The 23,484-nt window shown below is 69.9% G+C and carries 22 protein-coding genes; 9 read left to right on the top strand and 13 right to left on the bottom strand.

From position 1 onward, the window contains the following. From ACIOVG_RS17850 to ACIOVG_RS17810, 9 genes are all read right to left on the bottom strand, one after another. The gene (locus ACIOVG_RS17850; protein ID WP_400876509.1) at window positions 1–876 is read right to left on the bottom strand and encodes an ABC transporter permease; all 876 of its coding nucleotides are present in this window, start codon (window positions 874–876) and stop codon (window positions 1–3) included. Next, window positions 873–1,757 (bottom strand): ABC transporter permease, encoded by an 885-nt coding sequence (locus ACIOVG_RS17845; protein ID WP_400876506.1) that lies wholly within the window; start codon window positions 1,755–1,757, stop codon window positions 873–875. Before ACIOVG_RS17845 ends, ACIOVG_RS17850 begins: the two co-directional genes overlap by 4 nt. After that, entirely contained in the window at window positions 1,750–2,928 is a 1,179-nt protein-coding gene (locus tag ACIOVG_RS17840) for a spermidine/putrescine ABC transporter substrate-binding protein (protein ID WP_247631272.1), read from the bottom strand. The genes ACIOVG_RS17845 and ACIOVG_RS17840 overlap by 8 nt, the downstream gene beginning before the upstream one ends. Continuing rightward, on the bottom strand, window positions 2,925–4,085 hold the full coding sequence (locus ACIOVG_RS17835) for an ABC transporter ATP-binding protein (protein WP_400876501.1): 1,161 nt from the start codon (window positions 4,083–4,085) through the stop codon (window positions 2,925–2,927). Before ACIOVG_RS17835 ends, ACIOVG_RS17840 begins: the two co-directional genes overlap by 4 nt. Window positions 4,086–4,406: 321 nt before the next feature. Then, on the bottom strand, window positions 4,407–5,135 hold the full coding sequence (locus ACIOVG_RS17830; protein ID WP_400876498.1) for a FadR/GntR family transcriptional regulator: 729 nt from the start codon (window positions 5,133–5,135) through the stop codon (window positions 4,407–4,409). 33 nt (window positions 5,136–5,168) lie between these two features. Then, window positions 5,169–5,948 (bottom strand): 3-oxoacyl-ACP reductase, encoded by a 780-nt coding sequence (locus ACIOVG_RS17825; protein ID WP_400876496.1) that lies wholly within the window; start codon window positions 5,946–5,948, stop codon window positions 5,169–5,171. Between the two features lie 34 nt (window positions 5,949–5,982). Continuing rightward, on the bottom strand, window positions 5,983–7,344 hold the full coding sequence (locus ACIOVG_RS17820) for an aldehyde dehydrogenase family protein (RefSeq protein WP_400876493.1): 1,362 nt from the start codon (window positions 7,342–7,344) through the stop codon (window positions 5,983–5,985). Continuing rightward, window positions 7,341–8,093 (bottom strand): gamma-glutamyl-gamma-aminobutyrate hydrolase family protein, encoded by a 753-nt coding sequence (locus ACIOVG_RS17815; protein ID WP_400876490.1) that lies wholly within the window; start codon window positions 8,091–8,093, stop codon window positions 7,341–7,343. The genes ACIOVG_RS17820 and ACIOVG_RS17815 overlap by 4 nt, the downstream gene beginning before the upstream one ends. Next, the gene (locus tag ACIOVG_RS17810) at window positions 8,074–9,480 is read right to left on the bottom strand and encodes a glutamine synthetase family protein (RefSeq protein WP_400876487.1); all 1,407 of its coding nucleotides are present in this window, start codon (window positions 9,478–9,480) and stop codon (window positions 8,074–8,076) included. The genes ACIOVG_RS17815 and ACIOVG_RS17810 overlap by 20 nt, the downstream gene beginning before the upstream one ends. Window positions 9,481–9,585: 105 nt before the next feature. On the opposite strand from ACIOVG_RS17810, the gene ACIOVG_RS17805 reads away from it, so the two are divergent. Next, the gene (locus ACIOVG_RS17805; protein WP_400876485.1) at window positions 9,586–11,133 is read left to right on the top strand and encodes an amino acid permease; all 1,548 of its coding nucleotides are present in this window, start codon (window positions 9,586–9,588) and stop codon (window positions 11,131–11,133) included. Between the two features lie 62 nt (window positions 11,134–11,195). Here the strand turns inward: ACIOVG_RS17805 and ACIOVG_RS17800 are convergent, their stop codons facing one another. Next, window positions 11,196–11,468, bottom strand: a complete 273-nt coding sequence (locus ACIOVG_RS17800) for a metal-sensitive transcriptional regulator (RefSeq protein ID WP_247631279.1) — start codon at window positions 11,466–11,468, stop codon at window positions 11,196–11,198. A gap of 205 nt (window positions 11,469–11,673) precedes the next feature. Between ACIOVG_RS17800 and ACIOVG_RS17795 the strand changes: the two genes are divergently transcribed. From ACIOVG_RS17795 to ACIOVG_RS17785, 3 genes are read left to right on the top strand one after another with little or no spacing between them, the layout of a single operon-like run. Further along, window positions 11,674–12,951 carry a DUF445 domain-containing protein gene (locus tag ACIOVG_RS17795; RefSeq protein ID WP_400876482.1) on the top strand — a complete coding sequence of 426 codons (1,278 nt, stop codon included), beginning with the start codon at window positions 11,674–11,676 and terminating at the stop codon, window positions 12,949–12,951. A gap of 1 nt (window position 12,952) precedes the next feature. Beyond that, window positions 12,953–13,870: an agmatinase family protein gene (locus ACIOVG_RS17790; protein ID WP_400876479.1), complete on the top strand. Its 918-nt coding sequence runs from the start codon at window positions 12,953–12,955 to the stop codon at window positions 13,868–13,870. Beyond that, on the top strand, window positions 13,867–14,397 hold the full coding sequence (locus tag ACIOVG_RS17785) for an AAA family ATPase (protein WP_400876476.1): 531 nt from the start codon (window positions 13,867–13,869) through the stop codon (window positions 14,395–14,397). Before ACIOVG_RS17790 ends, ACIOVG_RS17785 begins: the two co-directional genes overlap by 4 nt. Window positions 14,398–14,427: 30 nt before the next feature. Here the strand turns inward: ACIOVG_RS17785 and hutI are convergent, their stop codons facing one another. From hutI to hutH, 3 genes are all read right to left on the bottom strand, one after another. Next, window positions 14,428–15,591 (bottom strand): imidazolonepropionase, encoded by a 1,164-nt coding sequence (hutI, locus tag ACIOVG_RS17780; RefSeq protein ID WP_400876473.1) that lies wholly within the window; start codon window positions 15,589–15,591, stop codon window positions 14,428–14,430. Window positions 15,592–15,680: 89 nt separating this feature from the next. After that, window positions 15,681–17,345, bottom strand: coding sequence for a urocanate hydratase (gene hutU / locus ACIOVG_RS17775; protein WP_400876470.1), 1,665 nt, complete (start codon window positions 17,343–17,345; stop codon window positions 15,681–15,683). Continuing rightward, a complete protein-coding gene (gene hutH / locus ACIOVG_RS17770) occupies window positions 17,338–18,879 on the bottom strand; it encodes a histidine ammonia-lyase (protein ID WP_400876467.1) in 1,542 nt (513 codons plus the stop codon). The genes hutU and hutH overlap by 8 nt, the downstream gene beginning before the upstream one ends. Before the next feature lie 58 nt (window positions 18,880–18,937). Between hutH and ACIOVG_RS17765 the strand changes: the two genes are divergently transcribed. From ACIOVG_RS17765 to ACIOVG_RS17745, 5 genes are all read left to right on the top strand, one after another. Then, window positions 18,938–19,732, top strand: coding sequence for an IclR family transcriptional regulator (locus ACIOVG_RS17765; protein WP_400876464.1), 795 nt, complete (start codon window positions 18,938–18,940; stop codon window positions 19,730–19,732). 68 nt (window positions 19,733–19,800) lie between these two features. Further along, entirely contained in the window at window positions 19,801–21,009 is a 1,209-nt protein-coding gene (locus ACIOVG_RS17760; RefSeq protein ID WP_400876461.1) for an OmpA family protein, read from the top strand. Between the two features lie 18 nt (window positions 21,010–21,027). Further along, window positions 21,028–21,564, top strand: a complete 537-nt coding sequence (locus tag ACIOVG_RS17755) for a hypothetical protein (protein WP_400876458.1) — start codon at window positions 21,028–21,030, stop codon at window positions 21,562–21,564. Next, window positions 21,564–22,289: a response regulator transcription factor gene (locus ACIOVG_RS17750; protein WP_400876455.1), complete on the top strand. Its 726-nt coding sequence runs from the start codon at window positions 21,564–21,566 to the stop codon at window positions 22,287–22,289. The genes ACIOVG_RS17755 and ACIOVG_RS17750 overlap by 1 nt, the downstream gene beginning before the upstream one ends. Further along, the gene (locus ACIOVG_RS17745) at window positions 22,286–23,227 is read left to right on the top strand and encodes a sensor histidine kinase (RefSeq protein ID WP_400876452.1); all 942 of its coding nucleotides are present in this window, start codon (window positions 22,286–22,288) and stop codon (window positions 23,225–23,227) included. The genes ACIOVG_RS17750 and ACIOVG_RS17745 overlap by 4 nt, the downstream gene beginning before the upstream one ends. Window positions 23,228–23,484: the final 257 nt, after the last annotated feature.

Below are 23,484 nucleotides of genomic sequence, written 5' to 3'. Positions count from 1 at the left end.
TCATCCTCCTGCCATCGTGCGGGCGATCTCGGTGGCCGAGTCTCCCGCTCTCTTCAGAACCACCGCGACCAGCGCGAGCGCCAGCAGCGTAAGCACCAGCATGATCGTCGAGACCGCCGCGATCTCCGGGCGCAGTCCGCTGCGCAGCGCGCTGAGCACGTACACCGGCCAGGGTGTGGTGCCCGAGACCTGCACGAACGCCGAGACGACCGTGTTGTCGAGGCTGAGAGTGAACGACAGCAGGAACCCGGCGAGCACGGCCGGCATCGCGAGCGGCAGCGTGACCTTGAGGAAGGTCCGTACCGGCGGGGCGTAGAGGTCGGCGGACGCTTCCTCCAGCCGTGCGTCGAGTCCGACCAGGCGCGCCCGCACGATGTACGACACGATCGCGATCGAGAACAGAGACTGTCCGACCACCAGCCGCATCGTGCCGTCGTTGAAGAGTCCGATCCCGACGTCCTGTCCGAGGAACACGAGCCAGGGCAGCAGTGCGACGGCATCCACGATCTCGGGGGTGACCGAGACAAGCAGGAGCAGGCCGAGGAACCACCACACCCACTTGCCGGGGTTGCGGGCCATCGCGATGCCGGCCAGTGTGCCCAGCGCCGTGGCGAGGAGGGCTGCGAGCAGCCCGGTGCGCACCGAGACCAGCACGGCGTCGCGGATCGCCGGCTTCTCGACGATCGCGAGGAACGACTCGAAGCCGAAGTGATCCCACGACACCAGCAGACGCCCGACGTTGAACGAGTACGCGATGATCACCAGGATCGGCAGGAACAGGAACACGAACACGAGCGCGGCCCAGATCGGCAGCAGGAACCGTCCGGCACCCCGGCGAGCGCGCGCCGGCACCGCGGTGGTCTTGATGGCGGTCATGATCCCTCCCCCAGGACGAGTCGGTTCCGTCGTCGCAGCGGCAGCGTCACGAGCCAGAGCAGTCCGGCGGCCACGGCGATCGAGAGCATGATGACGATGATCAGCAGCACGGCCATCGCCGAGCCCAGTGCCCAGTTCTGCGCGGTCTGGAACTGGCTCGCCACGACCTGCCCGATCATGTTGCCCTTCGCGCCGCCGAGCACCGTGGCGGTGATGTAGTCGCCCATGAGCGGGATGTACACCAGCAGCACGCCGGCGATGATGCCAGGGCGGGCCAGCGGCACCGTCACGCGCAGGAACGTCGACACGCTCCCGGCGCCGAGGTCCTTGCTGGCCTCGCGCAGTGGACCGGACACCCGATCGAATGCGACGAACAGCGGCAGGATCATGAGCGGCAGATAGTTGTAGACCACCCCCAGCAGCACGGCACCGCGCGAGTAGAGCAGATCGAGTGGACCGGGGATCACCCCGATGCCCTGCAGCAGCTGTGACAGCCACCCCTCCGGCGCCAGGATCACCTGCCATCCGATCGTGCGCACCAGGAAGTTCGTCCAGAACGGCACCATCACCAGCGCGAGCAGCAGTCCGCGCTTCGACGGCGGCGCCTTCACGGCGATCCAGTACGCCACCGGGGCACCGATCACCAGGCACAGCACCGTGCCGAGGATGCCGATCCACAGCGTGTTCAGGAACGTGCTGAAGAACGTCGGCGACAGCGCCTCCAGGTACCGGTCGAACGACAGATGGTCGAGCGCGTGCGTGGCGAAGATGCTCGGCTTGTAGCCGAAGCTGAACACCACGACCATGAGGATCGGGGCGACGAAGAAGACGAGCAGCCATGCCCAGGCGGGGATGGCGAGACCGAACTTGAGCTTAGGCACCGGCGGCCGCCTTCATCGAGTTCCAGATCGAGACGACGCGGTCCTGCGCCTCCGTGAGCTTGCCCTCGTGCATGGTCGCCACCTGCTCCTCGTCGAAGAACACCATGTCGAGCCTTTCCAGCCCCGCGGCCTCCGCCTCGTCGCGGATGCCGCTGATCCCGGTGTCGTAGCCGATGTAGTCGACCTGGGCGAGCTGCACGTCGGGTTGCAGCACGAAGTTGATGAACGCGTGCGCGGCCTCGGGGTGCGGAGCCCCGGCGGCGATGGCCCAGTTGTCCATCCACAGCTCCGTCGCCGGGCTGCCGAGCACCCACTGCCAGCGGTCCGGGTCGCCCGACTCGAAGATGCCCAGGCGCGCGTCGCCGTTGTACGACTGCAGCAGCGCGTGCGAGCCCTGCGGGATCGACGAGCCACCCGGGTACGAGTCGAAGGCCGAGACGTGCGGAGCCAGATCCTTCACCAGGAACTTCTCGACCGCATCGAGGTCGTCGGGGTCCGTGGTCGTCCAGTCGATGCCGTTGGCCCAGAAGTAGATGCCCAGCAGCGGGGCCGGATCGTCGAGCACCGACGTCGACCCGGAGGCCTCGTTCTGCGCGGCATCGATGAAGTCGCTCCAGGTGGTGAGCTCGCGCGAGATGACCGAGCGGTCATAGACGAAGCCCGTCGTGCCCCACGCCTTGCACACCGAGTACTCGTTGCCCGGGTCCCAGGAGCGTCCGCGGAACTCCGGCGCCACGTGCGACATGTTCGGGATCAGATCGAGGTTGAACTTCTGCAGCAGCCCGTTCTCGGCCATGGGCCCGACGAAGACGCCGGTGGGCACCACGATGTCGTAACCGGACGTGCCGCGCGCGGCGACCAGCTTGGCGATCAGCTCCTCGTTCGAGTTGAACGCGTCGAGCACGATGCGCGGTCCGCTCTCGGCGGTGAACTGCTCGAGCACCTCGGGGGCGTCGTAGTCGCCCCAGCTGTAGATCGAGAGCCGGTCCTCGAGCGGTCCGCCCTTGGCGTGCACCGCGGCGGCGTTCTGGCCGGGCGTGCAGGCGGAGAGCAGCACCGCCCCGCCGGCGGCGAGCGCGGTCGCCAGGAATCCGCGGCGGGTGAGCTCGGTGCGGATCACCCGCGCGGCACTCCGGTGCGCGAGGACGCGGACCGGAGGCGCGCCGGTCACCGGCCGCCCTCCTTCGGCAGCGCGATCACGTGCGTGGCGGTGGTGGGAATGCCGTCGGCGGCGAAGAGCCGCGCGTCGGCCGGATCCCACAGGCAGCGCACCTCGTCGTCGACCTCGACGCTCGGGGCGGTGGGCGCCGGCATCCGCGACAGGAACGTCGCGTCTCCCGCGACGCGTACCGCGACCTGCAGCGTCTCGCCGAGGTGCGAGACGCCGAGCACGCGCCCGGGCACTCCCGCACCCCCGCCGTGCTCCAGGCGCACGTACTCCGGACGGATGGCGGCGACGGCCGGCTGTCCGGCGGCGACCCGCTCCCCGCCCCAGCGGCCGGCGATCGCACCGATCGTGGTGTCGACCGCATCGCCGTCTGCACGCACCGTGCCGTGCACGAAGTTCTGCTGCCCGATGAACGAGGCGACGTACGCGGATGCCGGTTCGGCGTAGATCGCGGCCGGGGCGTCGAGCTGCTCGATCCGGCCAGCGCGCATCACCGCGATCCGATCGCTCATCGACAGGGCCTCGGCCTGGTCGTGCGTGACGAACACGAACGTGGTGCCCAGCCGCGCCTGCAGCAGCTTGAGCTCGAGCTGCATCTCCTCGCGCAGCTGGCGATCGAGGGCGGCGAGCGGCTCGTCGAGCAGCAGCACGCTCGGCCGGTTGATCAGGGCGCGAGAGAGCGCGATGCGCTGCTGCTGACCGCCCGAGAGCTGCGTCGGCTTGCGGTCGGCGAAGCTGCGCAGCTGCACCATGTCGAGCGCTTCGCTCACCCGCTCGCGCTGTTCGGCCTTGGGAACACGGCGCTGCTGCAGGCCGTACGCGACGTTCTCGGCGACCGTGAGGTGCGGGAACAGCGCGTATGCCTGGAAGACCGTGTTGACCTCGCGCCGATACGGCGGCAGGTTCAGCACGCTGCGTCCGGAGATGCGGATGTCGCCGGCATCCGGGTACTCGAAGCCGGCGATCATGCGCAACGTGGTGGTCTTGCCGCAGCCGGAGGGGCCGAGCAGGGAGAGGAACTCCCCCGGTTGCACGTCGAGGGTCAGATCGTCGACCGCGACGGCCGGTCCGTAGCGCTTGGTGACGCCGTCGATGTGAACGGCGCCGGTGGCGGCGGGCGCCTCGGGCGTCGCCGTCGATGCGGGCAGAGTGCCGGGCATGAAACCTCCCCATTGAGAATCACTTGCGGCGAGTCTGTCATAGGAACGGCCCGAGGTATAGCGAAATCAGAAGTCGCTTCATCGAATCGCAACGATATCCGTTGCGGATCACTGAACCGACTACCGATTGGTCGGTTCAGACCAGGAGGTCGCGCAGCGCTGCCTCCCGTCTTTCGACCCGACGATCCGCGGAGCTTGTGACGATACGCCGAGAGATCCGCATGCAGACATCCGCGTATCGTCATCCCCTCAGCGATTCGTCGCCGACAGCGCCCGGACCCACCCGACCAACACCGACCGACCTCACCCGACCGGGTCGGCTCAGACCAGGAAGCCGCGCAGCAGTGCCTCGGACCCGGCGAGGTGGTCGCGCATGGCGTCTTCGGCCGCTTCGGGCCGCCCGGCCAGGATCGCCGTGACGATGCGCTCGTGCTGTTCGCCGGAGTGCTGGATGTTGCGCGGCATGAGGGGGAAGGTGTCGAGCCAGGCGTTCACATCGGCGCGGTTCTCGGCGGCGAGCGCGACCAGCGAGGGGATGCCGGCGGCTTCGGCGATCGCGAGATGGAACAGGGTGTCCAGGCGGCGGTACTCCTCGGGCCCGGCCGGGAGTGCGGCCTCGTGGCGCGCCCACAGATCCGCCCTGGTCGCCGCGTCCAGCGAGCGGCTTGCGGCAGCCCGTGCGGCACCGGTCTCGAGCACACGACGGAGCCCGAGCACGTCATCCAGCTCCGCGGCCGTCACCCCGGTGGACTCCGCGGGCTGCGGCAGCGGATCCGCCACGAACGTGCCGCCGTAGCGGCCGCGCCGCGCGATCAGGTAGCCCGCATCGGCCAGCTCCTTGATCGCCTCGCGCACGGTGTCGCGGCTCACCTCGAACGAGGCGGCGAGCTCGCGCTCCGGGGGCAGCGACTCCCCCGGAGCGACCACGCCGAGACGGATCGTCTGCACGAGTCGCGCCACCGTGTCCTCCAGGGCGTTGCCCCGGCGAAGCGGCCGGTAGACCGCGCGACGGACCTCGACCAGGTCGCCGTCCACGGGGTGCTCGCTCATGCTCTCACCTTGTCACAGCGAGGTGGGCGGATCTCACAGCGGGGTGACGTAGGCGTTGGTGATGCCGCCGTCGACGACGAAGGCGCTCGCGGTGATGAACGACGAGTCGTCCGAGGCGAGGAAGGCGACCGCCGCGGCGAGTTCTTCCGGCTCCGCGAACCGCCCCATCGGCACATGCACCAGGCGCCGCTGTGCACGCTCAGGATCCTTCGCGAAGAGCTCCTGCAGCAGCGGGGTGTTCACCGGCCCGGGGCACAGCGCGTTCACGCGCACTCCCTGTCGGGCGAACTGCACCCCGAGCTCGCGCGACATGGCCAGCACTCCGCCCTTCGAAGCGGTGTAGCTGATCTGCGAAGTGGCCGAGCCGAGCAGCGCCACGAACGAGGCGGTGTTGATGATCGAGCCGCGACCGGCGGGCACCATGTGGCGCAGCGCCGCCCTGCTGCACAGGTACACGCTCTTCAGATTCACGTCCTGCACGCGGTCCCAGGCCGGCAGCTCGGTCGTCTCGATCGAGTCGTCGTCGGCGGGCGAGATGCCGGCGTTGTTGAAGGCGATGTCGATGTGGCCGAACTCCGCGGCGACGCCGTCGAACAGCGCGTTCACCTTCGCCTCATCCGCCACGTCCACGGGACGGAACACCCCGCCGACCTGCGCCGCCGCCGCCTCGCCGGACGTGGGATCGACATCGGCGATCACGACGAACGCGCCTTCGGCGGCGAAGCGCTGCGCGGTCGCGAAGCCGATGCCGCTCGCCCCGCCGGTGATGATGGCGACCTTGTCGCGGAGTCGCTGGGTCAGATCGATGCTCATGGTTCCTCCGAGAGGGGATCAGTGGGGTCGGGGATCAGTGGGGGTCGGTGGCGAAGAAGACGTTCTTGGTCTCGGTGAAATGCTCGGCCGCATCCGGCCCGAGTTCGCGCCCGAGGCCGGAGGCCTTCATCCCGCCGAACGGGGTCGCGTAGCGGACCGAGGAGTGCGAGTTCACCGACAGCACGCCACTGCGCACACCGCGCGCCACGCGCACGGCGCGCCCGAGGTTCTCGGTCCACAGCGAACCCGCGAGACCGTAGATGGTGTCGTTGGCGAGACGGATCGCATCCGCCTCGTCCTCGAACGGCATCACGGCCACGACGGGACCGAAGATCTCCTGCTGCGCGATGCGGTCTCCCGGCTGCGCGAGCACGACGGCCGGCGCGAACCAGAAGCCGTCGCCCTGGGGTGCCGTCCCGCGGAACGCGATGTCCGCCCCGTCGAGGAAGCCGGCGACGGTGTCACGGTGGCCTGCGGAGATGAGCGGTCCCATATCGGTGTCATCAGCGGCCGGGTCCCCCACGCGCCAGGCGGCGACCGCGGGCTCGAGCAGCTCGAGGAACCGGTCGTAGACCGAGCGCTGCACCAGCAGGCGGCTGCGGGCGCAGCAGTCCTGACCGGCGTTGTCGAACACCGACCCCGGCACCGCCGCGGCAGCGCGCTCGAGATCCGCGTCCTCGAACACGATGTTGGCGCTCTTGCCGCCGAGCTCCAGGGTCACCGGCTTCAGCGCCCGCGCGCATCCGGCGGCGACCTCGATGCCCACCTCGGTGGAGCCGGTGAACACGACCTTGCGCACATCGGGGTGGTCGACCAGACGCTGTCCGACGACGGAACCCGAGCCGGTGACGACCTCGAACAAGCCCTCCGGCAGCCCGGCCTCGTGCGCGAGCTCGCCGAGACGGATGGCGGTCAGCGGCGTCAGCTCTGCGGGCTTGAGCACCACGGCGTTGCCCGCGGCGAGCGCCGGCGCGAACGCCCACGCGGCGATCGTCATCGGGAAGTTCCACGGCACGATCACCCCCACCACGCCGTACGGGTCGTGGAAGGTCACGTCGAGCCCGCCGGACACCGGGATCTGGCGGCCGGACAGCCGCTCGGGGTCGGCGGAGTAGTAGTTGAGCACCTGGGCGACGTGTCCGGCCTCCCAGCGGGCGGACCCGATCGGATGCCCGGAGTTGAGCACCTCGAGCTGCGCCAGTTCCTCGGTGGCGCCTTCGACCGCGCGGGCGAACGCGCGCAGCGCATCGGCGCGCGCCACCGGGGCGAGCGCCGCCCAACGCCGCTGCGCCGCGACGGCGCGGGCGATCGCGGCATCCGTCTCGGCCACTCCCGCGCGGGCCACCTCGCGGATGGATGCTCCCGTCGACGGGTTGATCACCGTGAACGCGGTCATGACGTGCCTTCCTTCTGCCGCGCGAACGCGCGGGCCTGTGTGACGAGATCCTGGAAGAGGCGCCGGTCCTCGGCATCCTCCTCGGGGTGCCATTGGATGCCGACCACGTGGCCGCCGCCCTGGGTGTCGACGAAGGCCTGCACCAGTCCGTCGTCGGAGTGCGCCGCGGCGATGAGCCCCTCGCCCAGCCGGTCGATGCCCTGGTGGTGGTAGCTGCGCACCGAGACGGAGTCCTCTCCGAGCACCTCGGCGAGCGCGGTGCCTCGGGCGACCGCGACCTGGTTCTCGGCGAAGACCCCTCCGCCGATCCGGTAGCGCTCGGTGCCCAGCGACTCCGGCAGGTGCTGCTGCAGGGTCCCGCCACGGGCGACGTTGACCAGTTGCAGCCCGCGGCAGATCGCGAGCACCGGGATGCGCCGGCGCTCCGCCGCACGGAACAGCGCGAGCTCCCAGGCATCCCGGTCGACGCGGGCGGGATCGGTCGTCGGATGCCGCTCCGCGCCGTACAGCTCGGGCGCCACGTCCGCGCCGCCCGACAGGATCAGGCCGTCGAGCCCGGCGATCGCGGCATCCGCCGTATCGGGGTCCTGTGGCGGCAGCAGCAGCGCGATGCCGCCGGCCGATGTCACGCCGGTCAGGTACTGCTCGGGCAGGAATGCGGCCCGCACATCCCAGACGCCCTGCTGCGCCCGCTCGAGGTAGGTGGTGATGCCGACCAGCGGCGCGCTCTCAGAGCCTCTCGAAGCCACGGACGCGCTCCCAGTCGGTCACGGCGGCATCGTAGGCTTCCAGCTCGATGCGCGCCTGGTTCAGATAGTGGTCCACGACGTCGTCGCCGAACGCCGCCCTGGCGATGGTCGACTCGCTGAACAGCTGCGCCGCCTCGCGCAAGGTCGTCGGCAGGTGGTCGACGCCGGCCTCGTAGGCGTTGCCCTCGAAGCGCTCGGGCAGGGCCAGCTCGTTCTCGATGCCGTACAGGCCACCGGCGATGATCGCCGAGATGCCCATGTACGGGTTCACGTCTCCGCCGGGCACGCGGTTCTCGACCCGGAGCCCCGATCCGCTGCCGATCACGCGCAGCGCGCAGGTGCGGTTGTCGATGCCCCAGGCCACGCCGGTCGGGGCGAAGCTGCCCTTGGCGAAGCGCTTGTAGGAGTTGATGTTGGGCGCATAGAGCAGCGTGAACTCGCGCAGAGTGGCGAGGATCCCGGCGATCCAGTGCTCCATGACGGGACTGAAGCCATGCTCGCCGTCGCCGGCCATGACCGGGGTCCCGTCTTCGGCACGCAGCGACAGGTGGATGTGGCAGCTGTTGCCCTCGCGCTCGTTGAACTTCGCCATGAAGGTGAGCGACTGCCCGTGCTGGGCGGCGATCTCCTTGGCCCCATTCTTGTAGATCACGTGCTGATCGGCCGTCTCGCGCACCTCGGCGTAGCGGAACGCGATCTCCTGCTGGCCGAGGTTGCACTCCCCCTTCACGCCCTCGCAGTAGAGACCCGCGCCGTCCATCCCGAGGCGGATGTCGCGCAGCAAGGGCTCCATGCGGGTCGAGGCCTGCAGGTTGTAGTCGACGTTGTAGTCGGTGGCCGGCGTCAGTCCCTCGTACTTGCGCGCCCAGGCGTCGCGGTAGGTGTTCTCGAACACGATGAACTCGAGCTCTGTGCCCGAGAATGCCGTCCATCCGCGCTCGGCGAGTCGGTCGCGCTGCCGGTCGAGGATCGCGCGCGGCGAGGGCCCGACGGGGTCGCCGTTCTGCCAGACCAGGTCGGCCATGATCAGCACGCTGCCCTCGAGCCACGGCATCCGCCGCAGGGTCGCGACATCGGGACGCAGCACCATGTCGCCATAGCCGCGGTTCCACCCCGACATCGCGTAGCCGTCGACCGTGTTCATGTCGACATCGACCGAGAGCAGGTAGTCGCATGCCTCGGCGCCGTGATGCAGGATGTCCTCCTGGAACAGGCGAGCGGACACCCTCTTTCCCACCAGTCGTCCCTGCGCATCGGCGAAGGCCACGATCACCGTGTCGATCTCGCCGGCGGCGATGCCGGCATCCAGCTGCTCGATGCTGAGGTTTCCCGACATCTTCTCGCTCCCGTCGTCGTGGTGAAGCGATCGACCGACCGGCTTCGCCATCAGAGTAGATCACTGTCGCGTTTAAAGGTAGACGAAACCACCATTGACTGCCACAATCATGCCCAAGGTGCACCCGGCGCCTGTACTTCAGCGAGCGGAGAACGGATGTCTGGACAGAACAGCGGTGCCCGCAAGGTCGCCGGAGCGACCTATACACGCGCCGGCAGCGAGTATTTCGAGAAACGGACCCTCAAGCGGTCGGCCGGGGTCTGGGGCCTGTGGGGCCTCGCCGTCGCCGCCGTGATCTCCGGCGACTTCTCCGGCTGGAACTTCGGCATCGACTTCGCCGGCTTCGGCGGCATGCTGATCGCCTTCGTGATCCTGGTGGTCATGTACTACGGCATGATCTTCGCGATCGGGGAGATGGCGGCCGCAATGCCGCACACCGGCGGCGCCTATTCGTTCGCGCGCTCTGCGATGGGCCCGTGGGGCGGCCTGGTGACGGGAGCCGCGGAGACCATCGAGTACGTGGCGACCACGGCGGTGATCGTCTACTTCTCGGCGTCGTATGCCAACGGCATCACGAGCGAGCTGCTGGGTCTCGAACTGCCGGGATGGGCCTGGTACCTCATCCTCTACATCGTCTTCATCGCCCTGAACTCGGCGGGAGCGGCGATCTCGTTCCGCTTCGCGATCGTGGTCTCGATCATCTCGATCGGCATCATCCTGGTGTTCTCGCTGATGGCCATCTTCTCCGGCGCGTTCAGCTGGGATGCCCTGTGGGACATCGTCCCCGATGAGGGACAGACCGAGTTCCTGCCGCACGGTGTGCTGCCGATCCTGTTCGCGCTGCCCTTCGCGATGTGGTTCTTCCTCGGCATCGAGGAGCTGCCGCTCGCGGCCGAGGAGTCGCACAACCCGACGCGCGACATCCCGAAGGCCGGATTCTGGGCACGCGGCACGCTCATCGTCACCGGACTCCTGGTGCTGTTCCTCAACACGGGTGTCATCGGCGCCGAGGCGACCGGGACGGCCGGGGAGCCGCTGCTCGACGGCTTCCGCGCCATCGTCGGAGACCAGCTCGCCGCCGTGCTCGCCCTGTTCGCGCTGATCGGTCTGCTCGCGTCGCTGCAGGGGATCATGTTCGCCTACGGCCGCAACATGTACTCGCTGTCCCGCGCCGGCTATTACCCGCGTTTCCTGTCGCTGACCGGCAAGCGCCAGACCCCGTGGGTCGCCCTCGTCGTGGGTGCCGCGATCGGCTTCGTCGCCCTCATCGTGCTCGACGTCCTCGCCGCGGTCGACGCGGAGGGGGCGGGCACCGTCGCCGGAGCGATCGTGCTGAACATCGCCGTCTGGGGCGCCGTGCTCGCCTACGGTCTCCAGCTGATCTCGTTCATGATCCTGCGCAAGAAGTACCCGGACGTCGACCGCCCGTACCGCAGCCCGTGGGGCATCCCCGGTGCGGCCGTCGCGCTGGTGATCGCCGCGCTGATCTTCGTGGGCTTCCTGCTCAACCCGACCTTCGGACCGGCGATCATCGCGATCGCGATCGTCTACGTCGTCATCCTGCTCGGGTTCGCGCTGTTCTTCCGCCACCGCCTCGTGCTCTCTCCCGAGGAGGAGTACGCGCTCTCGGGCGGTTCGCACGGGGACCCGCAGGCCGAGGGCTACGACGCCATGGAGGGCGAGGTCTTCGACAGCGGCAAGTGAATCACCGCGCAGCGCCTCGACGATCCAGTCGGGGCGCTGTGTCGTGCCCGGTTCCGAATGCCCTACTTGCGGTCGAAGTCGAAGGCCTTGAGCAGTTCGAGGACCGCCTTGTCCCGCTCTTCGCCACCCTCTTCGAACATGTGCGTGACATGGGTGCGCAGATGGTTCTCGAGCAGCAGGCGGTTGAGGGACTCCAGAGAGCGCTGGATGGCACGCGACTGCGTGATGATGTCCATGCAGTACTCCTCGTTCTCGATCATCCGCGCGACGCCGCGCATCTGACCCTCGAGGATGCTGGTGCGGTGCAGGGCGCGCTTCTTGATGTCTTCGATCACCCTCCGAGGGTACTCCGCGACGCACGACCTGGATCGGCACCTCCGTCGTCCCCCACTCAGGACATCCCGCCCGCGGATCCCGCACACCACGGCCGATGGGCCCCTCCACTCTCTTCCGTCCTGAGTTTTATAGACGTCTCGCCGACGAGACTCCGCCTCGCGGATGCCGGCCGCAACCGTCGCACCCGCGTGCGAGGATGGCGGCATGCCGCGAACACCGATGGCGATGCTGTCCCCCTCCGACCAGGTCCGACTGCGCGCGCTGCGCCGCATGAAGGCGGTGGCGCTGGGCGCCCTGCTCTTCATGGCTGTCGCGTTCGTGATCGCGTTCATGTTCCAGGAGCGCCAGCCGTGGCTGGCGTACGTGCGCGCCGCGGCCGAGGGCGGCATGGTCGGCGCGCTGGCCGACTGGTTCGCCGTGACCGCGCTGTTCCGCCGACCGCTCGGGCTCCCCATCCCGCACACCGCGATCATCCCGAACCGCAAGGACGAGATCGGCCGCACGCTCGGCGAGTTCGTCGAGACGAACTTCCTGGCCGCCGACGTGGTGCGCACCAAGCTGTCGAGCACGGCGATCGCCCAGCGCGCGGGTGAGTGGCTGCGCGAAGCCCCGCATGCCGAACGCGTCGGAGCCGAGGGGGCGACCATCGCCACGGCCATCCTGAATGCGCTGAGCGACGATGACGTGCGCGACCTGATCTCCGACCTCGCCCGCGAGCACCTCGTCACCCCGGAGTGGGGCCCGCCCGCCGGTGCGTGGCTGGAGAAGATCGTCGAGGCCGACGCCCATCACGGCGCCGTCGACCTCGCCGCCGACAGCATCGCGCGCTGGCTGGAGGTCAACGCCGAGTCGTTCAGCGGCCTGGTGTCGCGCCGCCTGCCCTCCTGGGTGCCGCGCCTCGCCCACCGCTTCGTCGACGACACGGTCTACAACGAGGCCGTGAAGTTCGTGCACGCCGTGCAGGCCGACCCGCACCACCCCGCGCGACTCGCGGTCGACGGGTACCTGGCACGACTGGCCGACAGTCTGCAGAACGACCCCGCCACCCGCGCCAAGCTCGAGAACGCGAAGGCGTCGCTGTTCGACAGCCCCCGCGTCGGAGCCCTCGCCGCGGAGGCGTGGAACACGGCGAAGAACGGTCTGCTCACCGCTCTCACCGACCCCGAGAGCGGCCTGCGCCGCCGGGCCGTGCAGGCGCTGCAAGAGGTGGGCGAGCGCCTCACCACGGATGCCGCGCTGCAGACCAGGGTCGACACCTGGATCTCGGATGCCGCGGTCTTCCTGGTCGACCGCTACCGCCACGACATCGCCTCGATCATCACCGACACCGTCGAGCGCTGGGATCCCGCCGAGACGACCGAGAAGATCGAGCTCATGGTCGGTCGCGACCTGCAGTACATCCGCCTGAACGGCACGTTCGTGGGGGCCCTCGCCGGCCTCGCGATCTTCACCATCGCCCACGCCCTGATCCCCGGAGTCTGACATGGCCCTCTCGCACGACGCTCTCTGGCCGCGCGCCGGCTCCTGGCCCGCCTTCGACGGTGCGGCCGATGCCGTGCTGCTCGGTGTGCCGACCTGGCGCACCTCGCTCTCGCCGACCGGCGCACACGCGACGCCCGCGGCGATCCGCGATGCGCTCCCCCGGTACGGCAGCACGCTGATGGGCCCGCCGATCGTCGATCTGAACGAGCGGCTGCGCATCACGGACGCCGGCGACATCGCCGAGCCGGACGGCGACGCGGGCGAGGCTTCCGTGATCGAACGGGTGCGCGAGCTCACGGCGGCGACCGGGCTCGTGATCGCGCTCGGCGGCGACAACTCGCTCACCTACCCCGTCGCGCTGGGCGCGCAGGCAACCGGACTCATCACGTTCGACGCGCACTTCGATCTGCGCGACGGCATCTCCAACGGCACGCCCGTGCGGCGCCTGGTCGAAGACGTCCCGGTGACGTCGGCGCTCGACACGGCGCGCATCGACCCGACGCGCATCGTGCAGATCGGCATCGCGGACTTCGCCAACTCCGCCGCCTACGCCCAGCGCGCGGCGGACTGGGGCATCCGCGTGATCACACTCGACGAGCTGCGGCGCCGCGGCATCGACGATGTGGTGGCCGAGGCTCTCGAGATCGCCGGTGCGGGTGCCGGCCCGCGCGTACATCTCGACATCGACGTCGACGTGTGCGACCGCTCCGTCGCCCCCGGCTGCCCGGCCAGCGTGCCCGGCGGCCTGCAGGCGTGGGAGCTGCGCGCCCTCACCCGCGCCGTGGCGTCCGACCCGCGCGTGGTCAGCGCCGACCTGGCCGAGGTCGACGCGACCGCCGACACCGACGACGCCCGCACCGTCCGCCTCGCTGCTCTCTGCGTGCTGGAACTGCTGGCCGGGCAGGCCGCGCGGCCATGAGGATCGTCGTCTCGGGCACGCACGGGAGCGGCAAGAGCACTCTCATCGCGGACTTTCACGCCGCGCATCCGCACTACCGCGTGCTGGGCGATCCCTTCGAGGACCTCGACCTCGACGATCCCTCCGGCGAGGCGAGCTTCGCCGCGCAGCTGCGACTCACCGCCGCCCGCCTGGAGGCGACGGCCGATGCGTCCGATGTGATCGCGGAGCGCGGGCCGCTGGACTTCCTCGCCTACCTGACCGCGTTGGACCGGCTGGGACGCAGCGGTGGTTCCCTTCTGGCACGGGCGACGCAGATCGTCGAGCGGTCGCTGGCCACGGTGGATCTGGTCGCGGTCGTCCCCCTGGATGCCGCGCGTCCGATCCGAGTCCCCGTTGAGGAGGACCCGGAGCTTCGCGAGGCCATGGATGACGTGCTCCTCGAGCTGCTCGATGATCTGGAGCAGGACGGCGCGGTACGACGGAGCCTGGTGATCACCGGCGATCCGGTGCAACGTCTGCAGGCTCTGAGCGACGCCGTCCGGTGATGACGGGTGCCCCGGACGCGTGAGTCCCGGTCACACGACGGCGACGCCGTCCTTCCACACCGTGCGCACCAGTGGCACGCCCGGGCGGTAGGCGAGGTGGATCCGCGTCGGCGCACCCAGCAGCACCAGATCGGCGCGAGATCCCGGGGCGATCAGGCCCACGTCGTCGCGGCGGAGCGCCCTGGCCCCGCCCGCGGTCGCCGCCCACACGGCCTCGGCCGGCGTCATCCCCATGTCGCGCACCGCGATCGCGATGCAGAACGGCATGGACGAGGTGAAGCTCGACCCGGGGTTCGTGTCGCACGCCAGTGCCACGGTGACGCCGGCGTCGATCAGCCGGCGCGCATCGGGATACGGCTGCCGCGTCGAGAACTCGACTCCGGGGAGCAGGGTGAGCACGGTGTCGGAGGCGGCGAGCGCCGCGATGTCGCCGTCGGTCAGGTAGGTGCCATGATCGATCGAGGCCGCGCCCAGCTCGACGGCGAGCTGTACGCCCTCACCAGGGCCGAGCTGGCTGGCGTGCACGCGGGGAGCGAGACCGCGGGCGCTCCCCGCCTCAAGCACCCGCCGGGACTGCGGCACCGTGAACGCACCGCTCTCGCAGAACACGTCGATCCACCGGGAGTGCGGCGCGCAGGCGTCGAGCATCGGTCCCGTCACCAGGTCGACATAGTCATCGGGGCGGTCGGCGTACTCCGCCGGCACGACGTGCGCGCCGAGGAAGGTGACCTCGGGCGTGACCTCGGCTGCCAGCCGCACAAGTCGTTCCTCGTCGACCACGCTGAGCCCATAGCCGCTCTTGATCTCGACGGTCGTGGTCCCCTGCGCGAGCATCTCGTCGAGGAATCCGCGCAGCCGTGCACGCAGCTCATCGTCGCTCGCGGCCCGCGTCGCGGCCACGGTGGAACGGATGCCGCCGGCGGCATACTTCTGCCCGGCCATGCGCGCCTCGAACTCCGCCGCCCGGTCGCCACCGAACACCAGGTGGCTGTGGCTGTCGACGAAGCCGGGGATCACTGCCGCGCCGCCGGCATCCACCGACTCGTCGGCGACCGGAGCATCCGCTGCCGCCCCGACCCAGGCGATGCGCCCGCCGTCGATCAGCACGGCTGCATCCCGCAGCGTCCCGCACGGATCTTCCGCGCTGGCGACGTTGGTCGTCAGTTCGCCGATGTTCCTGATGAGCGTGGTCATGGCGCTTCCTCCCCGTGAGAGGTCGCACCCTGCCGCTTCAGAACGAGCGAAGCGGCAGGGTGCGACCTCTCATCATCATGTCGAGTGTGTCAGAGCATCGGGATCGTGAGGCCGCGGTCACGCGCGACCTCCCGAGCGTGCTCGTATCCGGCGTCGACGTGGCGCATGACGCCGGTGCCGGGGTCGTTCGTGAGCACGCGCTCGAGCTTCTCGGCCGCGAGCGCGGTGCCGTCGGCGACCGCGACCTGACCCGCGTGGATCGAGCGGCCGATCCCGACGCCGCCGCCGTGGTGCAGCGAGACCCAGGACGCGCCGGAGGCCGTGTTCAGCAGGGCGTTCAGCAGCGGCCAGTCGGCGATCGCGTCGGAGCCGTCCTTCATGGCCTCGGTCTCGCGGTACGGCGAGGCGACCGAACCGGAGTCCAGGTGGTCCCGGCCGATCACGATGGGCGCCGACAGCTCACCCGACGCCACCATCTCGTTGAACTTCAGCCCGGCGAGGTGCCGCTCCTTGTAGCCGAGCCAGCAGATGCGGGCGGGCAGCCCCTCGAAGTGCACGGTCGAGCCGGCCTTCTCCAGCCAGCGGTGCAGCGCCGCATCCTCGGGGAACAGCTCGGCGATCGCACGGTCGGTCTTGTAGATGTCCTCGGGGTCGCCCGACAGCGCGGCCCAGCGGAACGGTCCGCGTCCCTCCTCGAACTGCGGACGGATGTAGGCCGGAACGAAGCCGGGGAACTCGAACGCCCGGTCGAACCCGCCCAGCTCCGCCTCGCGACGGATCGAGTTGCCGTAGTCGAACACCGCGGCACCGGCATCCTGGAACGCCACCATCGCGGCGACGTGAGCGGCCATCGACTCGCGTGCCCGGCGGGTGAACTCCTCCGGGTCGCGCTCCGCCTCGGCCTTCCAGTCCGCGACCGTGATGCCGATCGGCAGATACGCCAGCGGGTCGTGCGCGCTCGTCTGATCGGTCACGACGTCGATCGGCACGCCGCGACGCAGCAGCTCGGGAAAGACCTCGGCGGCGTTGCCGACCACGCCCACCGAGAGCGCCTCGCCGGCCTCCTTGGCTGCGACCACGCGGGCCACGGCGGCGTCGAGGTCGGTCGTGTACTCGTCGAGGTAGCCGTGCTCCAGGCGACGCGCCAGCCGCGATTCGTCGACGTCGACGATCAGCACCGCCCCGTCGTTGAGCGTCACCGCCAGAGGCTGCGCGCCGCCCATGCCGCCGGCCCCGCCGGTGAGGGTGAGGGTGCCGCGCAGCGAGTCGTGACCGAGCGAGCGGGCGACCGCGGCGAAGGTCTCGTAGGTGCCCTGCAGGATGCCCTGGGTGCCGATGTAGATCCAGGACCCGGCGGTCATCTGCCCGTACATGATGAGGCCGAGCTCTTCGAGCTTGCGGAACTCGGGCCACGTCGCCCAGTCGCCGACCAGGTTCGAGTTGGCGATCAGCACGCGCGGTGCCCACTCGTGCGTGCGGAACACGCCGACCGGCTTGCCGGACTGCACCAGCAGCGTCTCGTCCGGCTCGAGCTCGTCGAGCGTGCGCACGATCGCGTCGTACGCCTCCCAGCTGCGCGCGGCCTTGCCCGTGCCGCCGTAGACGACCAGGTCTTCGGGGTGCTCGGCGACCTCGGGATCGAGGTTGTTCATCAGCATGCGCTTGGCGGCCTCGGCACCCCAGCTCTTGGCAGTGCGCTGGTTGCCGCGCGCGGCGCGGACGACGCGAGGACCGGATACGGGGGACTCAGCCATGGGTGTGCTCCTTTGCGATGCGGGCGACGGCGCCCGACTGGACGAGTTCGGCGACGGCTTCCATCTCGGGCGAGAGGAAGCGGTCAGGGCCGGGGCCGGCAGCCACGGTGCGCACGAGGTCACGCACGGCACCGGTGGCCGGCCCCGCCTGCAGCGGTGCGCGCAGGTCGAGCGCCCGCGCACCGGTCAAGATCTCGATCGCGAGCACCCGGCCGAGGCCGTCGATCGCGCGACGCAGCTTGCGCGCGGCCGCCCACCCCATCGAGACGTGGTCCTCCTGCATCGCCGACGAGGGGATCGAGTCGACGGATGCCGGCACGGCGAGGCGCTTGAGCTCGGAGACGATGCCCGCGGAGGCATACTGCGCGATCATGAGCCCGGAGTCGACACCCACCTCATCGGCGAGGAACGGCGGCAACCCGTGACTGCGCGCGGGGTCGAGGGCGCGGTCCGTGCGGCGCTCCGAGACCGACGCGACATCCGCGACCGAGATCGCGAGGAAGTCGAGCACCGCCGCCACCGGCGCTCCGTGGAAGTTGCCGTTGGACTCGATCCGGCCGTCGAGAGTGATGACCGGGTTGTCGATCACGCTGGCGAGTTCACGGCCGGCGATCATGGCGGCGTGGGCCATGGTGTCACGCGCGGCGCCGTGCACCTGTGGCGAGCAGCGCAGCGAGTAGGCGTCCTGCACGCGTCCGTCGTCTGGGCCCTTGTGGCTGGCCACCATCGGCGAGTCGCCGAGGAAGGCGCGCAGGTTCGCTGCGGACTCCGTCTGTCCCGTCTGCGGACGCAGCGCCATCAGATCGGCCGCGAACACGGCGTCGGTGCCGAGCTGCGACTCGATCGACATGGCCGCGGCGATGTCGGCGGTGAGGAGCAGCTCCTGCAGATCGTGCAGCGCGAGCACCAGCGTGCCGAGCATCCCATCGGTGCCGTTGATGAGGGCGAGGCCCTCCTTCTCGACGAGGGTGAGCGGCTCGATACCGGCGGCGCGCAGCGCGTCAGCGGCACTCCGGAGTGCGCCGTCTGCGTTGCGGACATCCCCTTCACCCATCGCCGCGAGCGCGATGTGGGCGAGCGGGGCGAGGTCGCCGGAGCATCCCAGCGAGCCGTACTCGCGCACGATCGGCGTGATGCCGGCATTGAGCATCGCGGCGTAGGTCTCGACGACGACGGGCCGAACACCCGTGCGCCCGGAGGTGAGGGTCTGCAGACGCAGCAGCTGCAGCCCGCGCGTGACCTCGCGCTCGACCTCCGGACCGGTGCCGGCCGCGTGCGAGCGGATCAGGCTGGCCTGCAGCTGCAGACGGCGATCCGGAGCGATGAAGGTGGTCGCGAGCGCACCGAAACCGGTCGAGACGCCGTAGTGCGGATGCGGGTCCGCAGCGAGACCGTCGATCACGCTGCGGGTCTCGGCGACACGGGCGAGGGCTGCGGGGTCGATGACGACCGGCGCGCCCAGCCGTGCGACGGCGACGACATCCGCGGGCGCGAGGGGCGCCGCACCGACGAGAACAGGGGCAAGATCAGTCATGTTCTGATTCCACACCCGCCGTGTCGACGGCGACAGCGGATCATGACATCCTGTGTCTGTGATCCCAGACAGTGCCCCGGCCATCCGCACTGCCGCACGCGCGGCCGAGCCTCAGGTACCGGCGGCCGAGAACACGCTGCGCATCCTCAGCTACCTGGCGGGGCGTCCGGCGCCGGTGGCGGCATCCGCGATCGCGCGGGAGCTCGACCTGCCGCGCTCCACGGTCTATCACCTGCTCACCACGCTGTCGGCGCACGGCTTCGTGCTGCACTTCCGCGAGGAGCAGCGGTGGGGACTCGGTACCTCGGCGTTCGAGCTGGCGGGCGGCTACACCCGCCAGCAGCCGCTGGCCCGGCTGGGGAGGCCGCTGATCGCCGCCCTGTCCGACCGCCTCGGTGAGAGCGCCCACCTCGCCGTGATGAGCGGGGGCGATGTGCTCTACATCGTCGAGGAGCGCGCACCCCGGCGTCCCGCCCTCGTGACGGATGTCGGTGTGCGACTGCCCGCCCACCTCACCGCGAGCGGCCGGGCGATGCTGGCTGCCCTCCCCCGCGAGCAGGTGCGCGCGCTGTACCCGAGTGCATCGGCGTTCCCCGACCGCACCGGGCTCGGACCGCGGCGCCCCACCGAACTGCGCGAGCTCCTGCGCGAGGTGCGTGCACGCGGCTATGCGGTGGAAGACAGCGAGGTCGCCGACGGGCTCCGGTCTGTCGGCGCCGTGGTTCGTGACCACGCCGGATGGCCGGTCGCCGCCGTGGCGGTCACCTGGGGCGGCGAAGGACTCGAGGAGCGGGCCCTGGCGGATGCCGTGATCGAGACCGCAGGGGTGCTGGAGTCGCGGGTGAAGCGATGAGTGCGGATGTCGCAGGCTTGCGACATGTCCGCGACATCGTCGCCACAACGGCTGGATACGCTCGATCCATGACCACCGCCGCACGCACCGCCTCGCCTGCCGCTCGCCGTCGCCGCCAGGGCGTCGCGCTCGGGCTCCTGTCCGCCCTCGTCGTCACCGGTTGCGCCGCGACGCCGACCGCCGCACCGAAGCCGAGCACCACACCGACGCTCCCCCCTGCGCCGGCATCCGCGGTCGCCACGGTCCCCGGCTACGACGTCGGCCAGTTCCCGCCGGTGCCGCTCTTCGTCCTGCCCGACCTGTCGCTGCTGGACTCCTCTGCCTCCGCGTTCGCGATCGAGGTCAACGACGCACTCGACGACATCCCCGGCGTCACGGCGACACCGGCGCACTGTGACGCGAGCGGAACCGTGATCTCCGGCAACGGCACCGCGCTGCTGTACGGCGACGGCTCCGGCGCCTTCACCGGACCGGACGGGACCGTGCAGAACTTCGGCGACGGATCGGGCACGTCCACGATCAACGGCGTCACGATCCAGAACTTCGGCGATGGGTCGGGCAACTACACAGACGGCGAGGTCACGATCCAGAACTTCGGAGACGGGTCGGGCAACTACACCGACGGCACCAAGACGGTGCAGATCTTCGGAGACGGGTCCGGCAACTACACAGACGGCGAGGTCACGATCCAGAACTTCGGAGACGGGTCGGGCAACTACGACGCGGGAGCCGTGACCATCCAGAACTTCGGAGACGGGTCCGGCACCTACACCAGCCGCGACATCACGATCCAGAACTTCGGCGACGGCACCGCACAGGTGAACGGCGAGCAGGTGAAGGCGGAGCCGCTGCCGGTCGTGCCGACGCTCGGCGTGTTCCCTCCGCTCGGCACGCTCGCCCCGCTGGAGTCCTGCGGAACCACGCTCACGTTCGAGGACGGAGTGCTGTTCGACTTCGACAGGAGCGACATCCGCGACGACGCCGCCGCGACCCTGGATGCCGTCGCCGACGTGCTCACCGAGCTCGATGTCGCCCAGGCATCGGTCTCCGGCCACACGGACGCCATCGGATCGGACGCCGAGAACCAGACGCTGTCGGAGCGCCGTGCGGATGCCGTGGTCGACGGCCTCACGGACCGCGGAGTGCACACCGCGCTGACCGCCGAGGGATTCGGCGAGACCCGCCCTGTGGCCGCCAACGAGATCGACGGCGTCGACAACCCCGCAGGGCGCCAGCTCAACCGTCGCGTCGAGATCTTCATCCCGGCGACCTTCTGACACGAGAGGATGGATGACATGCGCGCTGCAGCCCGGCACATCGCCGCGACGACTCCCCTCGTGGTCGCGGTGATGCTGCTCACCGGATGCACGGTGAGCATCGTCGATCCGGCCGCGGAGGGTGACCGTGCGACCGCACCACAGGAGTCCGGTTCGACTCCGCAGACCGAGAGCACACCACGCACGACTCCGCGCGAGGACCAGACGGATGACGCGGCTGAGGCGTCGGAACTCTCTGCGCCGAATGCGGCCGAACGCGAGCGGCTCACCGCGGCCGCCACGATCACCATGACCTGCCCCCGCGGACCGCTCGATCAGGATGGTTCCATCATCCGTGTCGAGGGCGCGTGCGCGGACCTCGTGATCGATATCGATGCCGGCGCCGTGATCGCCGACGACGTCGACCGGTTGCAGCTGCGTGGCTCCGGCACCGTGGTCTTCGCCGGAACCATCGGCACGGCGACGGTCTCCGGGAGCGCCAATCAGGTCATCTGGTCAGGGCCGACGCCGGTGCTGGAAGACAGTGGGAGCGCGAACTCCCTCGGGCGCGGCTGATGATCGCCGAAGCGACCGAGCGCCCGCGGATCCTGCTCGTCGACGACGATGAGGCCATCACCGGTGCCCTGGCCGCGTTCCTCGGGCGGAGCGGCTTCGACGTACGCGTCGCCGAAGACGGGCGCGCAGGCCTGGCCGAAGTGGAACGGGACGTTCCCGACCTGGTCGTGTGCGACGTGATCATGCCCCATGTGGACGGGCGGGAGTTCGTCCGACGGATCCGCGGGCGTCAGCTGTGGCTCCCCATCATCCTGCTGACGCAGGTCGGCGAGTCGTGGGAACGCAGTGCCGCGCTCGACGAGGGCGCCGACGACTATCTGAACAAGCCCTTCGATCCGCACGAGCTGATCTCGCGCATCCGCGCCGTGCTGCGTCGCAGCTCACAGGGTGCCGGATCTCTCCGTGCGTCCCAGCGCCTTCGTGCACTGGACGTCACCCTGGACCGCACGGCCCGCCGCGTCTGGCGCGGCGACATCGAACTCACACTGACCCCGAAGGCGCTGACCCTGCTCGAGTACCTGATGCTGCATCCGCAGGAGGTGCACTCCCGCGAGCGGCTCCTGTCCGCGTTGTGGGGCTTCGACTTCGCCTCATCGAGCCGTGCGGTCGATCACCGGATCGCGGAGTTGCGGCGCGCGCTGGGCGACTCTGCCGGGGAGGCACGATTCATCGAGACCGCGCAGAGCATGGGCTACCTCTTCGTGCCGCGGGTGGTGTCCGCATGACCGACCGCCGCAGTCTCGCACTCGGAGTGGTGACGGCCGTGCCGGTGGGCGTGTGCGCGATCACCGCCGGCGCCATGGCCGCGGCGGGTGATCCGCGCCTTCTGGCGATCGACCTCGCGCTACCCGGCGCCGTGCTCATCGCTGGCGCCCTCGTCTCGGCCATCCCGGCGGTCATGCTGATCGTCCACCGCGCGCGACGACGGGCGCGGACCCGAGTGCAGACCGCCGTGACCGAGGCCGTGACCCAGGCGTCGCTGCAGGAGCGCGCCCATCATCAGCGGTTCCTTGCACGTCTGGACCACGAACTGAAGAACCCGCTCACCGCGATCCGCGCGACCGCAGCCGCAGCCGCAGCCGCAGCGCAGGGAGACTCCGCTGTCGCCGAGTGGCACGTCATCGACGCTCAGGCGACCAAGTTGAGCGCTCTGGTCCGAGACCTCCGCAAGCTGGCGGAGCTGGAGACCCGCCCCCTGGAACGCGAAGTGGTCGACCTCGAGCAGATGCTCGCCGAGGCCATCACCGCTCTGTCGATCCAGAACCCGGCGGCGGGCGCACGGATCTCACTCACCGTCACCCGGGTGCCGTGGCCGGTACCACCGCTGACCGCGGACCTGGATCTGCTGTCTCTCGCGGTCGACAACGTGCTGGCGAATGCCGCGAAGTACTCGACGCAGGGGCCCATCGAGGTACGACTGCGCGAGCAGGACGGCTGGGCGGTCATCGATGTGGCGGATGCCGGACGCGGGATCCCCGCCGGGGATCTGCCGACCGTCTTCGACGAGCTCGCGCGTGCGCAGAACGCTCGTGATGTGAGCGGTTCCGGCATCGGGCTGACCCTGGTCGCCACCGTGATGCGGCATCATGGCGGCGATGTGTCGGTCCGCTCGGCCGAGGGCGCCGGCACCGTGCTCACGCTGCGGCTGCCGATCCGTCACTGACGCAGCGGCCGTGGCGACGAACCGCCTCGACGACGGATCATCTCAACGACGCATCGCCCTTAACGACGCATCGCCCTTAACGACGCATCGCCCTTAACGACGAAGAGCCACCCCGCGAGGGATGGCTCTTCATCTGCTTCGTTGCACTTCTGCGTTAACGCGAAATGGCCACCCATCGATGGGTGGCCATTTGCTTAAAAGAAGTCCGGCGGTGTCCTACTCTCCCACAGGGTCCCCCCTGCAGTACCATCGGCGCT

Origin of the sequence: Microbacterium sp. NPDC087591, assembly GCF_044743625.1 — a bacterium.
GTDB lineage: Bacteria > Actinomycetota > Actinomycetes > Actinomycetales > Microbacteriaceae > Microbacterium.
The sequence above is the reverse complement of the archived record's forward strand: the minus strand, read 5'-3'. Positions and strand labels throughout refer to the sequence as shown.

Bases quoted from the DNA above. Each gene is read 5' to 3' on its own strand.
- ACIOVG_RS17760 (WP_400876461.1), top strand. From the start codon at position 19,801: ATGACCACCGCCGCACGCACCGCCTCGCCTGCCGCTCGCCGTCGCCGC.
- ACIOVG_RS17835 (WP_400876501.1), bottom strand. From the start codon at position 4,085: ATGCCCGGCACTCTGCCCGCATCGACGGCGACGCCCGAGGCGCCCGCC.
- hutI (WP_400876473.1), bottom strand. From the start codon at position 15,591: ATGACCACGCTCATCAGGAACATCGGCGAACTGACGACCAACGTCGCC.
- ACIOVG_RS17820 (WP_400876493.1), bottom strand. From the start codon at position 7,344: ATGACCGCGTTCACGGTGATCAACCCGTCGACGGGAGCATCCATCCGC.
- ACIOVG_RS17805 (WP_400876485.1), top strand. From the start codon at position 9,586: ATGTCTGGACAGAACAGCGGTGCCCGCAAGGTCGCCGGAGCGACCTAT.
- ACIOVG_RS17745 (WP_400876452.1), top strand. From the start codon at position 22,286: ATGACCGACCGCCGCAGTCTCGCACTCGGAGTGGTGACGGCCGTGCCG.
- ACIOVG_RS17830 (WP_400876498.1), bottom strand. From the start codon at position 5,135: ATGAGCGAGCACCCCGTGGACGGCGACCTGGTCGAGGTCCGTCGCGCG.
- ACIOVG_RS17850 (WP_400876509.1), bottom strand. From the start codon at position 876: ATGACCGCCATCAAGACCACCGCGGTGCCGGCGCGCGCTCGCCGGGGT.
- ACIOVG_RS17785 (WP_400876476.1), top strand. From the start codon at position 13,867: ATGAGGATCGTCGTCTCGGGCACGCACGGGAGCGGCAAGAGCACTCTC.
- ACIOVG_RS17825 (WP_400876496.1), bottom strand. From the start codon at position 5,948: ATGAGCATCGATCTGACCCAGCGACTCCGCGACAAGGTCGCCATCATC.
- hutH (WP_400876467.1), bottom strand. From the start codon at position 18,879: ATGACTGATCTTGCCCCTGTTCTCGTCGGTGCGGCGCCCCTCGCGCCC.
- ACIOVG_RS17755 (WP_400876458.1), top strand. From the start codon at position 21,028: ATGCGCGCTGCAGCCCGGCACATCGCCGCGACGACTCCCCTCGTGGTC.
- ACIOVG_RS17790 (WP_400876479.1), top strand. From the start codon at position 12,953: ATGGCCCTCTCGCACGACGCTCTCTGGCCGCGCGCCGGCTCCTGGCCC.
- ACIOVG_RS17795 (WP_400876482.1), top strand. From the start codon at position 11,674: ATGCCGCGAACACCGATGGCGATGCTGTCCCCCTCCGACCAGGTCCGA.
- ACIOVG_RS17750 (WP_400876455.1), top strand. From the start codon at position 21,564: ATGATCGCCGAAGCGACCGAGCGCCCGCGGATCCTGCTCGTCGACGAC.
- hutU (WP_400876470.1), bottom strand. From the start codon at position 17,345: ATGGCTGAGTCCCCCGTATCCGGTCCTCGCGTCGTCCGCGCCGCGCGC.
- ACIOVG_RS17810 (WP_400876487.1), bottom strand. From the start codon at position 9,480: ATGGCGAAGCCGGTCGGTCGATCGCTTCACCACGACGACGGGAGCGAG.